At 70.6% G+C, this 15,178-nt stretch carries 10 protein-coding genes; 6 read left to right on the top strand and 4 right to left on the bottom strand.

Annotation, left to right across the window (positions count from 1 at the left end):
* Positions 1-8 precede the first annotated feature (8 nt).
* The 3 genes from ACH5AO_RS22020 to metH all read right to left on the bottom strand — a co-directional run bounded on the left by ACH5AO_RS22020 (position 9) and on the right by metH (position 6,393).
* A complete protein-coding gene (locus tag ACH5AO_RS22020) occupies positions 9-1,616 on the bottom strand; it encodes an ABC transporter substrate-binding protein (protein ID WP_398927133.1) in 1,608 nt (535 codons plus the stop codon).
* A gap of 444 nt (positions 1,617-2,060) precedes the next feature.
* Positions 2,061-2,762 (bottom strand): HAD family hydrolase, encoded by a 702-nt coding sequence (locus ACH5AO_RS22015; protein ID WP_398927131.1) that lies wholly within the window; start codon positions 2,760-2,762, stop codon positions 2,061-2,063.
* A 118-nt stretch (positions 2,763-2,880) separates the two neighbouring features.
* Complete coding sequence (gene metH / locus ACH5AO_RS22010) at positions 2,881-6,393, bottom strand: methionine synthase (RefSeq protein WP_398927129.1); 3,513 nt, start codon at positions 6,391-6,393, stop codon at positions 2,881-2,883.
* A 300-nt stretch (positions 6,394-6,693) separates the two neighbouring features.
* Here metH and ACH5AO_RS22005 point away from each other — a divergent pair, with 300 nt between their 5' ends.
* The 6 genes from ACH5AO_RS22005 (at position 6,694) to ACH5AO_RS21980 (ending at position 13,839) form a co-directional block, all read left to right on the top strand.
* A complete protein-coding gene (locus ACH5AO_RS22005; protein WP_398927127.1) occupies positions 6,694-7,458 on the top strand; it encodes an IclR family transcriptional regulator in 765 nt (254 codons plus the stop codon).
* Between the two features lie 333 nt (positions 7,459-7,791).
* Positions 7,792-8,586, top strand: a complete 795-nt coding sequence (locus ACH5AO_RS22000) for an MIP/aquaporin family protein (protein ID WP_398927125.1) — start codon at positions 7,792-7,794, stop codon at positions 8,584-8,586.
* Positions 8,587-8,669: 83 nt separating this feature from the next.
* Positions 8,670-10,208: a glycerol kinase GlpK gene (glpK, locus tag ACH5AO_RS21995; protein WP_398927123.1), complete on the top strand. Its 1,539-nt coding sequence runs from the start codon at positions 8,670-8,672 to the stop codon at positions 10,206-10,208.
* An 8-nt stretch (positions 10,209-10,216) separates the two neighbouring features.
* Entirely contained in the window at positions 10,217-11,833 is a 1,617-nt protein-coding gene (locus ACH5AO_RS21990; RefSeq protein WP_398927120.1) for an FAD-dependent oxidoreductase, read from the top strand.
* A gap of 137 nt (positions 11,834-11,970) precedes the next feature.
* Positions 11,971-12,642, top strand: a complete 672-nt coding sequence (locus ACH5AO_RS21985) for a FadR/GntR family transcriptional regulator (protein ID WP_398927118.1) — start codon at positions 11,971-11,973, stop codon at positions 12,640-12,642.
* Between the two features lie 162 nt (positions 12,643-12,804).
* Complete coding sequence (locus ACH5AO_RS21980) at positions 12,805-13,839, top strand: PAC2 family protein (RefSeq protein WP_398927116.1); 1,035 nt, start codon at positions 12,805-12,807, stop codon at positions 13,837-13,839.
* A gap of 54 nt (positions 13,840-13,893) precedes the next feature.
* On the opposite strand, the gene mshC is transcribed toward ACH5AO_RS21980, so the two are convergent.
* A complete protein-coding gene (gene mshC, locus ACH5AO_RS21975) occupies positions 13,894-15,123 on the bottom strand; it encodes a cysteine--1-D-myo-inosityl 2-amino-2-deoxy-alpha-D-glucopyranoside ligase (RefSeq protein ID WP_398927114.1) in 1,230 nt (409 codons plus the stop codon).
* Positions 15,124-15,178 lie beyond the last annotated feature (55 nt).

Genomic DNA, 15,178 nt, shown 5'->3' with positions numbered 1-15,178 from the left:
CGGTTCCGTCACTCGGTGACGCCGCGCGCGAGCTCCCACAGCTGGAGGGACGAGGAGGAGTTGATCGCGTAGGCGGTGCCGGTGACGCCGTCGCGTGCGGCGACGTACTGCTTACCCTGCCACAGCGGGATCAGCGGGACCTCGATGGCGACGATGTTCTGGATCTCCGCGAGGCTGTCGGAGGCGGACAGCCGGTCGGCCTGGCGGCGCGACTCCGGGATCAGATCATTGATGATCTTGGGGTTCGCGTAGGGCGAGCTGAGGAAGTTGTCCTCGCCGAGGAAGGGCGCGGTGAAGGCGTCGGCGTCCGGGTAGTCGGGGAACCAGCCCATGCCGTAGACGTCGTACTTCTCGTTCTGAGCGGCGGTCTTGAACTTGTTCCAGGTCTCGCTCTTGATGTCGGTGTCGAACAGACCGCTGTCGTTGAGCTGCTTGCTCAGCTGCTCGAACTCCGTCTTGGCGGCGGGACCGTAGTGGTCGTGCGTGTAGTGCAGCGTCAGCTTCACCGGGGTGCTGACGCCGGCCTCCTCCAGCAGGTCGCGGGCCTTGTCCACGTTCGGGTCGCCGTACTTGTTGAAGAACGCGTTGGTGTGACCGGTGACGCCGGCGGGGACCAGCGAGAACAACGGCTCGGCCTGGGAGCCGTAGACGTTGCCGACCAGTTCGCCGCGGTTGATGACCTGGGCCATCGCCTGGCGGACGGCCTTGTCCTTCACGGTGGGGGCCTCGGTGTTGAACGCCAGGTACCGGATCTCCAGACCGGGCGACTCGACCAGCTCGATCTCGCCGTCGGTGGAGTTGCCGAGTTCCTGGATCTGCTCCGGCGACATGGTGCGGGTCGCCATGTCGATGTCGCCCTTCTCCAGCGCGTCGACCATGGCCTCGGAACTGTCGTAGGAGACCATCTCGACCTTGTCGTTGTTCACCTCCAGCGCGCCCTTGTAGGAGGGGTTCTTGGTGAAGGTGGCGCTGACGAGCGTGTCGCCCTCAACCTTGCCCTCGAAGGTGTACGGGCCGGAGCCGTCGATCTCGAAGCCCTCGCGCAGCGCGCCCTTGTCGTAGGAGTCCTCGTTGACGATGCCCGCGACCGGGGTGGACAGCTTGTACGGGAAGGTGGCGTCGGCGCTCTTGAGGTGGAAGATCACCTCGCGGTCGCCCTGCGTCTCGACGGTGTCGATGACGGACAGCAGCGCGAACACGCCGCTGTCGCCCTCGAGGTCGATGGCGCGCTCGAAGGAGAACTTCACGTCCTCCGCGGTGATCGCGTCGCCGTTCGAGAACTTCAGACCGTCGCGCAGGGTGCAGCTGTAGCGCTCGTTGCCGGCGTCGGTGAATCCGCACGACTCGGCGGCCTCGGGCACCGGTTCGCCGTCGCCCCGGGGCTGGACCATGAGGGTCTGCACGGTCTGCCGCAGGATGTTCCAGCTACCGACGTCGTAGGCCCAGGCCGGGTCGAGGGGCGCGGGGCCGTCCTCCTTGGATGCGGTGAACCGGTCCGTGGTGCCCACGACGATCGCTTCGCCGTCTCCGCTCCCGCCCTCGGTGTCGCCACAGGCGGCGAGCACCGGCGCGAGCAGGCCCATCGCGGCCGCCAGCACCAAAGTCTTGCGGTTCATGCTCGAGTTTCTCCAGGACTGTCGACTCCGTGCATCCGGCACGCAGGGGGTATTGCAGCGGATCACGGGGATGGGGGCGAGGTTCTCGCGATGAGATTAGTCCGCACCCGCAGGAGGGTTCACAGCCGCCGGAGTTGGGGGCACATCACGCAGTGGAACCGGGTGTGAACGCACCGGTAAAGGCGACCGGGGAAGGATTGGTGCAGCTTCTCATGAATCGGGACACAAAGACGCACCGGCGCCTCCCGAAATGGTGCGGAAGGCACAGACGGACATCGTTGTCGACCCCCTTTAGTGTGGTGAACCTCACATGTGAAAAGGGACTGGCGGCGCCGGAATTCGGCCACCGGCAAGCGGGGGAATTCTTTCGGAGGGCACGCGGCCGGGTCCGGGAAGCCGAGTGGCGGGAATTCCGGCGGTAACACCGCTGCGCTGGGTGAACGCCTAGCGCATTTCCGTCATCAGCCCGCGCAGGAATGCCAGGTCCACGACTTCCAGGGAGGGCACGACCGTCCGCCGGGCGGCAGGTACGATCGGGCCCACCGAGGGCACCGCGACGACCTGGCAGCCCGCCGCCTCCGCGGCGGCGACACCGGTCACGGTGTCCTCGACGACGGCGCACCGCACGGGGTCCACGCCGAGCCCGGCGGCGGCCGCGAGGTACGGGTCGGGGTGCGGTTTGGTGCGCGGTACCTCGTCGCCGGCGACCGACAGCGCGAAGTGGTGGGGGCCCAGCGTCTTCAGCACCCGGTCGATGATGCGCCGGTGGGAGGCGGAGACGAGCGCCGTGGGGATCTCGTACTCGGACAGCTCGGCGAGCAGCCGCGCGGCGCCCGGCATCAGCGGCAGGGCGTGGTCGATGCGCTCCTCGAAGCCGTCGTTGAGCAGCACCGTCAGCTCGGGCAGGCCGATGTCGGCGCCGGTGGCCTCGATGAGGAACCCCGCGCTGCGGGTCATGGGGCCGCCGACCACCACATGGCGCCAGGAGTCGTCGAGGGTGTGGCCGAGGGAGGCGAAGACCTCGACCTCGACGTCCCACCAGAAGCCCTCGGTGTCCACCAGGGTGCCGTCCATGTCGAGGAGAACGGCCTGCAGGGCCGAACCCTCGGCGGTCCGGGTTCCGAGCGCGGGGACCGTACTGGTCATCCACGTACCTCCTTCACAGGGACGACCAGGCCGGTTCCCCCGGGGGGGAACCGGCCTGCGGTGGACCGACCAGTGTACGTCGTGTGGGCTCGAAACGCCCGGTGCGGCTCCTGGTGCCTCAGCGGGCGTTGAAGTACTTGGCCTCCGGGTGGTGGATGACGATGGCGTCCGTGGACTGCTCCGGGTGCAGCTGGAACTCCTCGGACAGGTGCACGCCGATGCGCTCGGGTTCGAGCAGGGCGGCGATCTTGGCGCGGTCCTCCAGGTCGGGGCAGGCGCCGTAGCCGAGGGAGAAGCGGGCGCCCCGGTACTTCAGGGCGAACATGTCCTCCATCGCGGCCGGGTCCTCGCCCGCGAAGCCGAGTTCGGAACGCACGCGCGCGTGCCAGTACTCAGCGAGGGCCTCCGCGAGCTGTACGGAGAGCCCGTGCAGCTCCAGGTAGTCGCGGTAGGCGTTGGCCTCGAACATCCGGGCGGTCTCTTCGCCGATCCTCGATCCGACGGTGACCACCTGCAGACCGACGACGTCGGTCTCGCCGGACTCCTCCGGGCGGAAGAAGTCCGCCAGGCACAGCCGGCGGCCGCGGCGCTGGCGCGGGAAGGTGAAGCGGGTGCGCTCGTTGCCCTGCTCGTCCAGGATGATCAGGTCGTCGTCCTTGGAGACGCACGGGAAGTAGCCGTGGACCACGGCCGCCTCCAGCAGGTTCTCCGTCTGGAGCCGGTCGAGCAGCCCGCGCAGCCTGGGTCGGCCCTCGGTCTCGACCAGTTCCTCGTAGGTCGGCCCGTCGCCGGTGCGGGCCTGCTTCAGGCCCCACTGGCCCTTGAACAGGGCGCCCTCGTCGAGCCAGCTCGCGTACTCCTTGAGCTGGATGCCCTTGACGACGCGGGTGCCCCAGAAGGGCGGGGTGGGGACCGGGTTGTCGGTGGCGACGTCGGAGCGGACGTGCCCCTCCTCGGGCCGCTCCTCGATCTCCACGGTGGCCGCGCGGACCCGGCGCTGCTTCAGTTCGGGCAGCTTCGCGCCGGGCACACCGCGCTTGATGCCGATGAGGGCGTCCATCAGGCGCAGGCCCTCGAAGGCGTCGCGGGCGTAGCGGACCTCGCCCTGGTAGATCTCGTGCAGGTCCTGCTCGACGTAGGCGCGGGTGAGGGCGGCGCCGCCGAGGATCACCGGGTAGTCGGCGGCCAGGCCGCGGGTGTTGAGCTCCTCCAGGTTCTCCTTCATGATCACCGTGGACTTCACCAGCAGTCCGGACATGCCGATGACGTCGGCCTTGTGCTCGTCGGCGGCGTCCAGGATCGCGGAGACCGGCTGCTTGATGCCCAGGTTGACGACGTTGTAGCCGTTGTTCGACAGGATGATGTCGACCAGGTTCTTGCCGATGTCGTGCACGTCGCCGCGGACGGTGGCCAGCACGATGGTGCCCTTGCCGGCCTCGTCGGTCTTCTCCATGTGCGGTTCGAGGTGCGCGACGGCCGTCTTCATCACCTCGGCGGACTGGAGCACGAACGGCAGCTGCATCTGGCCGGAGCCGAACAGTTCGCCGACCACCTTCATGCCGTCCAGGAGGGTGTCGTTGACGATGTCGAGGGCCTTGCGGGTCCGGAGGGCCTCGTCCAGGTCGGCCTCCAGGCCGTTCTTCTCGCCGTCGATGATGCGGCGCTTGAGGCGCTCCTCGAGGGGCAGCGCGGCCAGTTCCTCGGCCTTGCCGGCCTTGAGGGACTTGGCGGTGGCGCCCTCGAAGAGCGCCATCAGCTTCTGCAGCGGGTCGTAGCCCTCGGCGCGGCGGTCGTAGATGAGGTCGAGGGCCGTGGTGACCTCTTCCTCGCTGAAGCGGGCGATGGGCAGGATCTTCGAGGCGTGGACGATCGCCGAGTCCAGGCCGGCCTTGACGCACTCGTCGAGGAAGACCGAGTTCAGCAGGATGCGGGCGGCCGGGTTGAGGCCGAAGGAGATGTTCGACAGGCCCAGGGTGGTCTGCACCCCGGGGTGGCGCTTCTTCAGCTCGCGGATGCCCTCGATGGTGGCCAGGCCGTCCTTGCGGGACTCCTCCTGGCCGGTGCAGATGGTGAAGGTCAGGCAGTCGACGAGGATGTCCTCCTCGCGGATGCCCCAGGTGCCGGTCAGGTCGTCGATCAGCCGCTCGGCGATCTCGACCTTCTTCTCGGCGGTGCGGGCCTGGCCCTCCTCGTCGATGGTGAGCGCGATCAGGGCGGCGCCGTGCTCCTTGGCGAGCTGGGTGACCTTGGCGAACCGCGACTCGGGCCCGTCGCCGTCCTCGTAGTTCACCGAGTTGATCACCGCGCGGCCGCCCAGCTTCTCCAGCCCGGCCCGGATGACGTCGACCTCGGTGGAGTCCAGGACGATCGGCAGGGTGGAGGCGGTGGCGAAGCGTCCGGCCAGTTCCTCCATGTCGGCGACGCCGTCACGGCCCACGTAGTCCACGCACAGGTCCAGCATGTGCGCGCCCTCGCGGATCTGCTCGCGCGCCATCTCCACGCAGTTGTCCCAGCGGCCCTCGAGCATCGCCTCGCGGAACTTCTTCGACCCGTTGGCGTTCGTCCGCTCGCCGATCGCCAGGTAGGAGGTGTCCTGGCGGAAGGGCACGGCCTGGTAGAGGGAGGCGGCGCCGGGCTCCGGGCGCGGGTCGCGCTCCGCCGGGGCGAGGTCGCGCACCCGCTCCACGAGCTGCCGCAGGTGCTCGGGCGTGGTGCCGCAGCAGCCGCCCACCAGGGACAGGCCGTAGTCGCGGACGAAGTTCTCCTGCGCGTCCGCGAGCTCTCCCGGGGACAGCGGGTAGCGGGCGCCGTCCTTGGTGAGTTCCGGCAGGCCGGCGTTGGGCATGCAGGACAGCCGGACGCGGGAGTGGCGGGCCAGGTGGCGCAGGTGCTCGCTCATCTCGGCCGGGCCGGTGGCGCAGTTCAGGCCGATCATGTCGATGCCCAGCGGTTCCAGCGCGGTGAGCGCGGCGCCGATCTCGGAGCCGAGCAGCATGGTGCCGGTGGTCTCGACCGTGACCGACACGATCAGCGGGACTTCGAACCCGGCGGTCTCCATGGCGCGGCGGGCGGCGATCACGGAGGCCTTGGTCTGCAGCAGGTCCTGGGTCGTCTCCACCAGCAGCGCGTCCGCGCCGCCGGCGAGCAGGCCCTCGGCGTTGCGCTGGTAGGCGTCCCGGATGGCGGTGAAGGTGGTGTGGCCGAGGGTGGGCAGCTTGGTGCCGGGGCCCATCGAGCCCAGCACCCAGCGGGTGCGGCCGTCCCGCGCGGCGTACTCGTCGGCCGTCTCGCGGGCGATGCGGGCGCCCGCCTCGGACAGTTCGGTGACGCGCTCCGGGATGTCGTACTCGCCGAGGGCGGTGAGGTTGGCGCCGAAGGTGTTCGTCTCGACGCAGTCGACTCCGGCGTCGAAGTACTCGGCGTGGACCGAGCGGACGATGTCCGGGCGCGTCAGGTTCAGGATCTCGTTGCAGCCCTCGAGGTTCTGGAAGTCCTCGAGTGTGGGGTCCTGGGCCTGGAGCATGGTGCCCATGGCTCCGTCGGCGACCACCACCCGGGTGGCGAGCGCCTCGCGGAGGGCGGACACACGGGTCCGGCTGTCGACGGAAGGGGTCTGCGGCAACGAGGCCATGAAAGGGGCTCCCTCTGGGTGCGACGGCTGTCGGCTTTGCGGCTGCCCGGGAAGCCCCTCACGGAGCGTCCCCGGCTGGGCGCACCTCGCCAGGGTATCCGGGACCGGTCCCTGATGTTCAGTGCGTCCACGGGGCGGACGATGATGGCCGACGGCCGACGTACGGAGTACGGGTGGCGGAACCGGTCGCGACCGACCGTTGGCGGGAGGTCGGCATCGACCGGTAGTGTTCGACAATGCCGAACGGCGGCAGCGGCTCGTCGCGGGTTGACGGCCGAAGGGGACGGAGGCAGTACGGCGATGGCACGGAACATCCAGTCGCTCGAACGGGCGGCGGCGATGCTGCGGCTGCTCGCGGGCGGCGAGCGGCGGCTCGGCCTGTCGGAGATCGCCTCGTCGCTGGGCCTCGCCAAGGGCACCGCCCACGGCATCCTGCGCACGCTCCAGCAGGAGGGGTTCGTCGAGCAGGACGACGCCTCCGGCCGCTACCAGCTGGGCGCCGAGCTGCTGCGCCTGGGCACCACCTATCTCGACGTGCACGAACTGCGGGCGCGCGCCCTGGTGTGGACGGACGACCTGGCCCGTTCCAGCGGCGAGAGCGTCTATCTCGGCGTGCTGCACCAGCAGGGGGTGCTGATCGTGCACCACGTCTTCCGGCCGGACGACAGCCGGCAGGTCCTGGAGATAGGGGCCATGCAACCGCTGCACTCCACGGCCCTGGGCAAGGTGCTGTCGGCCTACGACCCGGTGGCCCACAGCGAGGCCCTGGAGGCCGATCGCAAGGCCTTCACCGACCGCACGGTGTGCGACCCGGACGATTTCGAACGCATCCTCGACCTCACTCGTGCGCGCGGTTACGCGGCGGACGTGGAGGAGACCTGGGAGGGCGTCGCCGCCGTGGCCGCCCCCATCCACGACCGGCGGCGCATGCCGGTGGGCGCGGTGGGCATCACGGGGGCGGTGGAGCGGCTGCGCCGGGACGGCGAGCTGCGGCCCGAGCTGATCGCGGCGGTGCGGGACTGTGCCCGCGCGGTGTCGCGGGACCTGGGCGCCGGGCGGTTCTGAGCGGAACACCGGGGAGACCGGGATGCCGTACGGCGTTCCGGTCACAGTCGTGCCCGGGGGCGGACATAGGGGGCGCGAGCTGGTGCAACCGCCGCGAAGATCGACGACTCGGGACGATCGATAACGATCGCGTTTTCGACAACCAAACTCTTGACGCCCACGAGGTGCCGGGAAAGACTCCCGTCCATCGGTCGGCATTGTCGAACACCTACCGGCAATACGAGTTAGAGTGTGACAACGCCAAGGGCCGGCATCGCTCTCACCCCTGAGGGCGCCAATCCCCGGTGGGACCCGGGGGTCGGCTTCCCTGGACGAAGGACAAAGGAGTCGCGGGTGTCCAGCTCCGACATCTTCATCGGCGAGACCATCGGTACCGCCATACTCATCCTGCTCGGCGGCGGCGTGTGCGCCGCCGTGACGCTGAAGGCCTCCAAGGCCCGCAACGCCGGCTGGCTCGCCATCGCCTTCGGGTGGGGCTTCGCCGTCATGACGGCCGTCTACATCTCCGGACCGCTCTCCGGCGCCCACCTCAACCCGGCCGTCACCGTGGCACTCGCCCTCAAGGACGGCGAGTGGGGCAACGTTCCGGTCTACTTCGCCGGAGAGTTCCTCGGCGCGATGATCGGCGCGGCTCTGGTCTGGGTGGCCTACTACGGCCAGTTCCTGGCCCACCTCACCGACCAGGAGATCGTCGGCGGTCCGGGCGCGCAGGCCACCGCCGCCAAGGCGGTCGAGGCGCAGGAGAAGGGCGCGGGCCCGGTGCTCGGCGTCTTCTCCACCGGTCCGGAGATCCGGCACACGGTGCAGAACCTCGCCACGGAGATCGTCGGCACCTTCGTGCTGCTGCTCGCCATCCTCACCCAGGGCCTGAACGACGCGGGCAACGGCCTGGGCGTGCTGGGCGGCCTGATCACGGCGCTCGTCGTCGTCTCCATCGGCCTGTCGCTGGGCGGTCCGACCGGTTACGCCATCAACCCGGCCCGTGACCTCGGTCCGCGTGTCGTGCACGCCCTGCTGCCGCTGCCGAACAAGGGTGGTTCCGACTGGTCCTACGCCTGGATCCCGGTGGTCGGCCCGCTGATCGGCGGTGCCCTCGCGGCCGGCCTCTACAACGTCGCCTTCGCCTAGTCGACCGGATCGCCGTCAGCGGCGACTGTTGTAGAAGCGCCGTACACACAGCCCCGTAACCCAAGGAACTCCAGGAGCACACAGTGACCGACGCCCACACCGCCGGCCCGTTCATCGCCGCCATCGACCAGGGCACCACCTCCTCCCGCTGCATCGTCTTCGACCGCGACGGGCGCATCGTCTCCGTCGACCAGAAGGAGCACGAGCAGATCTTCCCCAAGCCCGGCTGGGTCGAGCACGACGCCACCGAGATCTGGACCAACGTCCAGGAGGTCGTCGCCGGGGCCGTCGAGAAGGCCGGCATCACCCGCGACGACATCAAGGCCATCGGCATCACCAACCAGCGCGAGACCACCGTGCTGTGGGACAGGAACACCGGTGAGCCGGTCCACAACGCCATCGTCTGGCAGGACACCCGCACCGACGCCCTCTGCCGCGAGCTCGGCCGCAACGTCGGCCAGGACCGCTTCCGCCGCGAGACCGGCCTGCCCCTGGCCTCCTACTTCGCCGGCCCCAAGGCCCGCTGGCTGCTCGACAACGTCGACGGCCTCAAGGAGCGCGCCGAGGCGGGCGACATCCTCTTCGGCACCATGGACACCTGGGTCATCTGGAACCTGACCGGCGGGGTGAACGGCGGCCACCACGTCACCGACGTCACCAACGCCTCCCGCACCATGCTGATGAACCTGCACACGATGCAGTGGGACGAGAGGATCGCCGAGTCCATCGGCGTGCCCACCGCGATGCTGCCCGAGATCCGCTCCTCCGCCGAGGTCTACGGCGAGATCACCGGCGGCAGGCTGGGCGAGCTGCTCGGCGGCATCCCGGTCGCCTCCGCGCTCGGTGACCAGCAGGCGGCCCTGTTCGGCCAGACCTGCTTCGCCGAGGGCGAGACCAAGTCGACGTACGGCACCGGCACCTTCATGGTGATGAACACCGGCGACAAGATCATCAACTCCTACAGCGGCCTGCTGACCACGGTCGGCTACCGGATCGGCGACCAGAAGCCGGTCTACGCCCTGGAGGGCTCGATCGCCGTCACCGGTTCGCTGGTGCAGTGGATGCGCGACCAGATGGGCCTGATCTCCACCGCCGCCGAGATCGAGACCCTCGCCCTGTCGGTCGAGGACAACGGCGGCGCCTACTTCGTGCCGGCCTTCTCCGGCCTGTTCGCCCCGTACTGGCGCTCCGACGCCCGCGGTGTGATCGCCGGCCTCACCCGGTACGTCACCAAGGCGCACCTCGCGCGCGCCGTCCTGGAGGCCACCGCCTGGCAGACCCGTGAGATCGCGGACGCCATGACGAAGGACTCCGGCGTGGAGCTGACCGCCCTCAAGGTCGACGGCGGCATGACCTCCAACAACCTGCTGATGCAGACGCTCTCGGACTTCCTGGACGCCCCCGTGGTGCGCCCGATGGTCGCCGAGACCACCTGCCTCGGCGCCGCCTACGCCGCCGGCCTGGCCGTCGGCTTCTGGAACAGCACCGACGACCTGCGCGCCAACTGGCGGCGGGCCGCCGAGTGGACCCCCCGCATGGACGCGGAGACCCGCGACCGTGAGTACAAGAGCTGGCTCAAGGCCGTCGAGCGGACCATGGGCTGGCTCGAGGACGAGGAGTAAGAACCGCCATGACCAGCCAGTCCACCCTGCAGTCCGTGCCTGCCCTGGGGACGCACCCGGCGTCCGGCTCGAACCCGAGCCGTGCCGAGACCCGGGAGCAGCTCTCCAAGGCGTCGTACGACCTCCTCGTGATCGGCGGCGGCATCCTGGGCATCTCCACCGCCTGGCACGCCGCGCAGTCCGGCCTCAGGGTGGCCCTGGTGGACGCCGGTGACTTCGCCGGCGCCACCTCCTCCGCCTCCTCCAAGCTCCTCCACGGCGGTCTGCGCTACCTGCAGACCGGCGCGGTGAAGCTGGTGGCGGAGAACCACTTCGAGCGCCGTGCGGTCTCCCGCCAGGTGGCCCCCCACCTGGCGAACCCGCTCACGTTCTACCTCCCCGTGTACAAGGGCGGGCCGCACGGCGCGGCGAAGCTCGGCGCCGGTGTCTTCGCGTACTCGGCGCTGTCCGCCTTCGGCGACGGCGTCGGGCACCTGCTCTCGCCGGCCAAGGCCGCGCAGGACGTGCCGGAGCTGCGCACCGACAACCTCAAGGCCGTGGCCGTGTACGGCGACGACCAGATGAACGACGCGCGCATGGCGCTGATGACGGTCCGCGCAGCCGTCGAGGCGGGCGCGGTCGTCCTCAACCACGCCGAGGTGACGGGCCTGCGCTTCACCCGGGGCCGGGTCACCGGCGCCGAACTGCGCGACCGGCTCTCCGGCGACGAGTTCGGGGTGAACGCCCGGCTCGTGCTCAACGCGACCGGCCCGTGGGTCGACCACCTGCGCCGCATGGAGGACCCGGACGCCGCGCCGTCCATCCGGCTGTCGAAGGGCGCCCACCTGGTCCTGAAGCGGACCTCCCCGTGGAAGGCCGCGCTGGCCACGCCGATCGACAAGTACCGGATCACCTTCGCCCTCCCCTGGGAGGACATGCTGCTGCTCGGCACCACCGACGAGGAGTTCGAGGGCGACCCGGCGGACGTCGCGGTCACCGAGAAGGACACCGCGCAGATACTCGACGAGGCCGCGTTCTCCATCCGCGACCAGCAGCTCGACCGTGACCTGATCACGTACGCCTTCGCCGGGCTGCGGGTGCTGCCGGGCGGTCCCGGGGACACGGCCAAGGCCAAGCGGGAGACGGTCGTCACCGAGGGCCGGGGCGGGATGCTGTCCGTCGCGGGCGGCAAGTGGACCACCTTCCGCCACATCGGCCGTACGGTGATGCGCAAGCTCCAGGAGCTGCCCGGCCACCCGCTGGGCGACGACTTCGAGCCGATCGCCTCGCTGCCGAAGAAGCTGCCGCTGCCGGGCGTGGCCAACCCCCGCGCGGTGGCCCACCGGCTGCTGGTCGACGGTCCGGCGCCCGGCCCGCGCATGGCGGCGGACACCGCCAGGCACCTGGCCACCCACTACGGTTCGCTGGCCTTCGACATCGCCCGGCTGGCCAACGAGGACCCGGCGCTCGCCCGGCGCGTCCACCCGGACGCCCCGGAGATCCGGGCGCAGGTCGTCTGGGCCCGGGACCACGAGTGGGCCGAGACCGCGGACGACGTGCTGCGCCGCCGTACCACCCTGACGATCCGCGGCCTGGCCACGGACGAGGTCCGCGCCGACGTCCAGTCCCTGCTCGACAAGAAGTAACCCGCGCTCCCCCGGCTCCCCCGCGCGGGAGCCGGCACACGGGTCGGGGGCGGCTCCGCAGCGACGGAGCCGCCCCCGACCCGTACGTACATAATGGGCTGGATACATCGGAGGTCTGGTCCGCAGGGAGGCGCGGTATGGCAGTGACCGACGAGGCGATCGAGAAGATCAAGGGAATGATCGTCTCGGGCACGCTGCGTCCCGGCGCCCGGCTGCCCAAGGAGAGCGAGCTGGCGGCCGAGCTGGGGCTGTCCCGCAACTCGCTGCGCGAGGCGGTGCGCGCCCTGTCGCTGATCCGCATCCTGGACGTACGGCAGGGCGACGGCACCTACGTCACCAGTCTCGACCCGCAACTCCTGCTGGAGGCGCTGAGTTTCGTCGTCGACTTCCACCGCGACGACACGGTCCTGGAGTTCCTCGCCGTGCGCCGCATCCTGGAGCCGGCCGCGACGGCCCTGGCGGCCACCCGGATCGGCGAGGAGCAACTGGACGCGTTGTCCGATCAGTTGGACAGGCTCGGCGACGAGCCGTCGGTGGAGGACCTGGTCGCCGCCGACCTGGAGTTCCACCGGGGCATCGTGCGCGGCTCCGGCAACTCCGTGCTGTGCTCCCTGCTCGACGGCCTGTCCGGCCCCACCACCCGGGCCCGGATCTGGCGCGGGCTCACCCAGGAGGACGCGGTCGGCCACACCCTGCGCGAGCACCGGGCCATCCTCGCCGCCCTGCGGGACCGGGACGCGGAGGCGGCGCGGTCCTGGGCGACGGTGCACATCGCGAGCGTGGAGCAGTGGCTGCGGTCCACATTGTGAACGTCTCCTTCCGCCCCGGGGCCCCTGGCCCTCCGGAGGGTGTTTCCCGGCGCCCTACGGGGCAGTGATGGGGGCACTCCCCCTGCGAGGGGGCTGCGGGCGCCCCGTGAGCACGCCGTAAGGTTGGGGCGTACGCGAGGGCACGTCGGAAGGAGGCACTGGGTGATCGAGCTCGAGGGGGTTCCCGAGCTGGTCGACCCGGTCATGGTGGCCGCGTTCGAGGGCTGGAACGATGCCGGCGACGCCGCCTCCACCGCGGTCGCGCACCTGGACAGGGAGTGGAAGGGCGAGGTGTTCGCGGCGCTGGACGCCGAGGACTACTACGACTTCCAGGTGAACCGCCCCACGGTGTTCATGGAGGACGGCGTCCGCAAGATCACCTGGCCGACGACGCGGTTGTCGGTGGTCCGGGTCGGCGGCGAGAAGCCCCGCGATCTGGTGCTGGTCCGCGGCATCGAACCGTCCATGCGGTGGCGTTCGTTCTGCAACGAGATCCTCGGCTTCGCGCACGAACTCGGCGTGGAGCTGGTGGTCGTGCTGGGCGCGCTGCTCGGCGACACCCCGCACACCCGCCCGGTCCCGATCAGCGGGACCACGTCCGACCCGGACCTGGCCCGCCGCATGGACCTGGAGGAGACCAAGTACGAGGGTCCCACGGGCATCGTCGGCATCCTCCAGGAGGCGTGCACGCACGCGGGGGTGCCCGCGGTGTCGCTGTGGGCGGCGGTCCCGCACTACGTGTCGCAGCCGCCCAACCCGAAGGCCACGCTGGCCCTCCTCAACCGCCTGGAGGACCTGATCGACGTGCGGATCCCGCTGGGCGAGCTGCCCGAGGACGCGCGGGCCTGGCAGGTGGGTGTGGACCAACTGGCCGCGGAGGACAGCGAGGTGGCCGAGTACGTCCAGACGCTGGAGGAGGCCCGGGACACCGCCGAGCTGCCGGAGGCGTCGGGCGAGGCGATCGCCCGCGAGTTCGAGCGCTATCTGCGGCGCCGTGACGGAGCGTCGGGTCCGCCCGGCGGGCACGCCACGGCCGACGGCTCGGACGGTACGTCGTACCGGCGGGAGGGGCCGGGCGGACGCACCCGCCCGTCGAAGCCGCCGAAGCCGGAGACGGGCTCCGATCCGGGCTCGGACACCGGTTCGGGCCCGGACCCGGACTCGGACCCGGGCGGCGATGATTCGTCGGAGGACTGAACACGTCGGGGCGCCCCGTTTCTGAACGGGGCGCCCCTTCGTCGTCGCGTCCGGTTACAGCGCCACGCCGAGCAGTGCGTCCACCGCGCGGGAGACGACGCCGGGCGCGCCGGTGTCCGTGCCGCCGCTCTCCTCCTGGAGGACGGTCCAGCGGTCGACGGCGGCCAGCGCGGCCGGGGCGTCCAGATCGTTGGCCAGCGCCTCGCGGATCTCCTCGACCAGCGCCTCGGCGGGCGGACCGTCGGGGCGGGAGACCGCGGCACGCCAGTGGCCGAGGCGGGTCACGGCGTCCTGGAGGACCTGGTCGGTCCACTCCCAGTCGGCGCGGTAGTGGTGGGCGAGCAGCGCCAGCCGGATCGCCGCCGGGTCCACGCCGTCGCGCCGCAGCCGGGACACGAAGACCAGGTTGCCCTTGGACTTGGACATCTTCTCGCCGTGCAGGGCGACCATGCCGGCGTGGACGTACGCCTTCGCCATGGGGAACTCGCCGGTGAGCGCCTGGGCGTGCGAGGCGCCCATCTCGTGGTGCGGGAAGACCAGGTCGGAGCCGCCGCCCTGGACGTCGAAGCCCATGCCGAGGTGGTCGAGGGCGATGGCCACGCACTCGATGTGCCAGCCGGGGCGGCCCCGGCCGAGGGAGCCGCCGTCCCAGCTCGGCTCGCCCTCGCGGGCGGCCATCCAGAGCATCGGGTCGACGGGGTTCTTCTTGCCCGGGCGGTCCGGGTCGCCGCCGCGTTCGGCGGACAGCAGCCGCATGGCGGCGGCGTCGAGGTTCGAGACCTGGCCGAAGTGCGGGTCGGACTCGACGGAGAAGTAGATGTCGCCGTCGAGCTCGTAGGTCGCGCCGAGGTCGCGCAGCCGTTCGACGAGGGGGACGATGCCGGGTATCGCCTCCACGGCGCCTATGTACTGCCGCGGGGGCAGCATCCGCAGCGCCGTCATGTCCTCGCGGAACAGCGCGGTCTCGCGCTCGGCGAGCTCGGCCCAGTCGAGGCCGTCCCGCTCGGCCCGCTCCAGCAGCGGGTCGTCGACGTCGGTGACGTTCTGGACGTAGTGAACCTGCCGCTTGGTGTCGAGCCACACGCGCTGCACGAGGTCGAACGCGTTGTAGGTCGCCGCGTGTCCGATGTGGGTGGCGTCGTAGGGGGTGATGCCGCAGACGTAGATGCGGGCGACGGGACCGGGGGCGGAGGTGATCAGGCCTCCGGTCGCGGTGTCGTGGATCCTCAGGTCGCGGCCCTGACCGGGCAGGGCGGGGACCTCGGAAGCGGGCCAGGCATGCATGTCATGAGCCTAACCGGACCGCGGTTCGGAAAACGAACGGGAGCAGGCCGGATGA

The organism is Streptomyces sp. NPDC018964, from assembly GCF_044390325.1.
Lineage (GTDB): Bacteria > Actinomycetota > Actinomycetes > Streptomycetales > Streptomycetaceae > Streptomyces.
The sequence above is the reverse complement of the archived record's forward strand: the minus strand, read 5'-3'. Positions and strand labels throughout refer to the sequence as shown.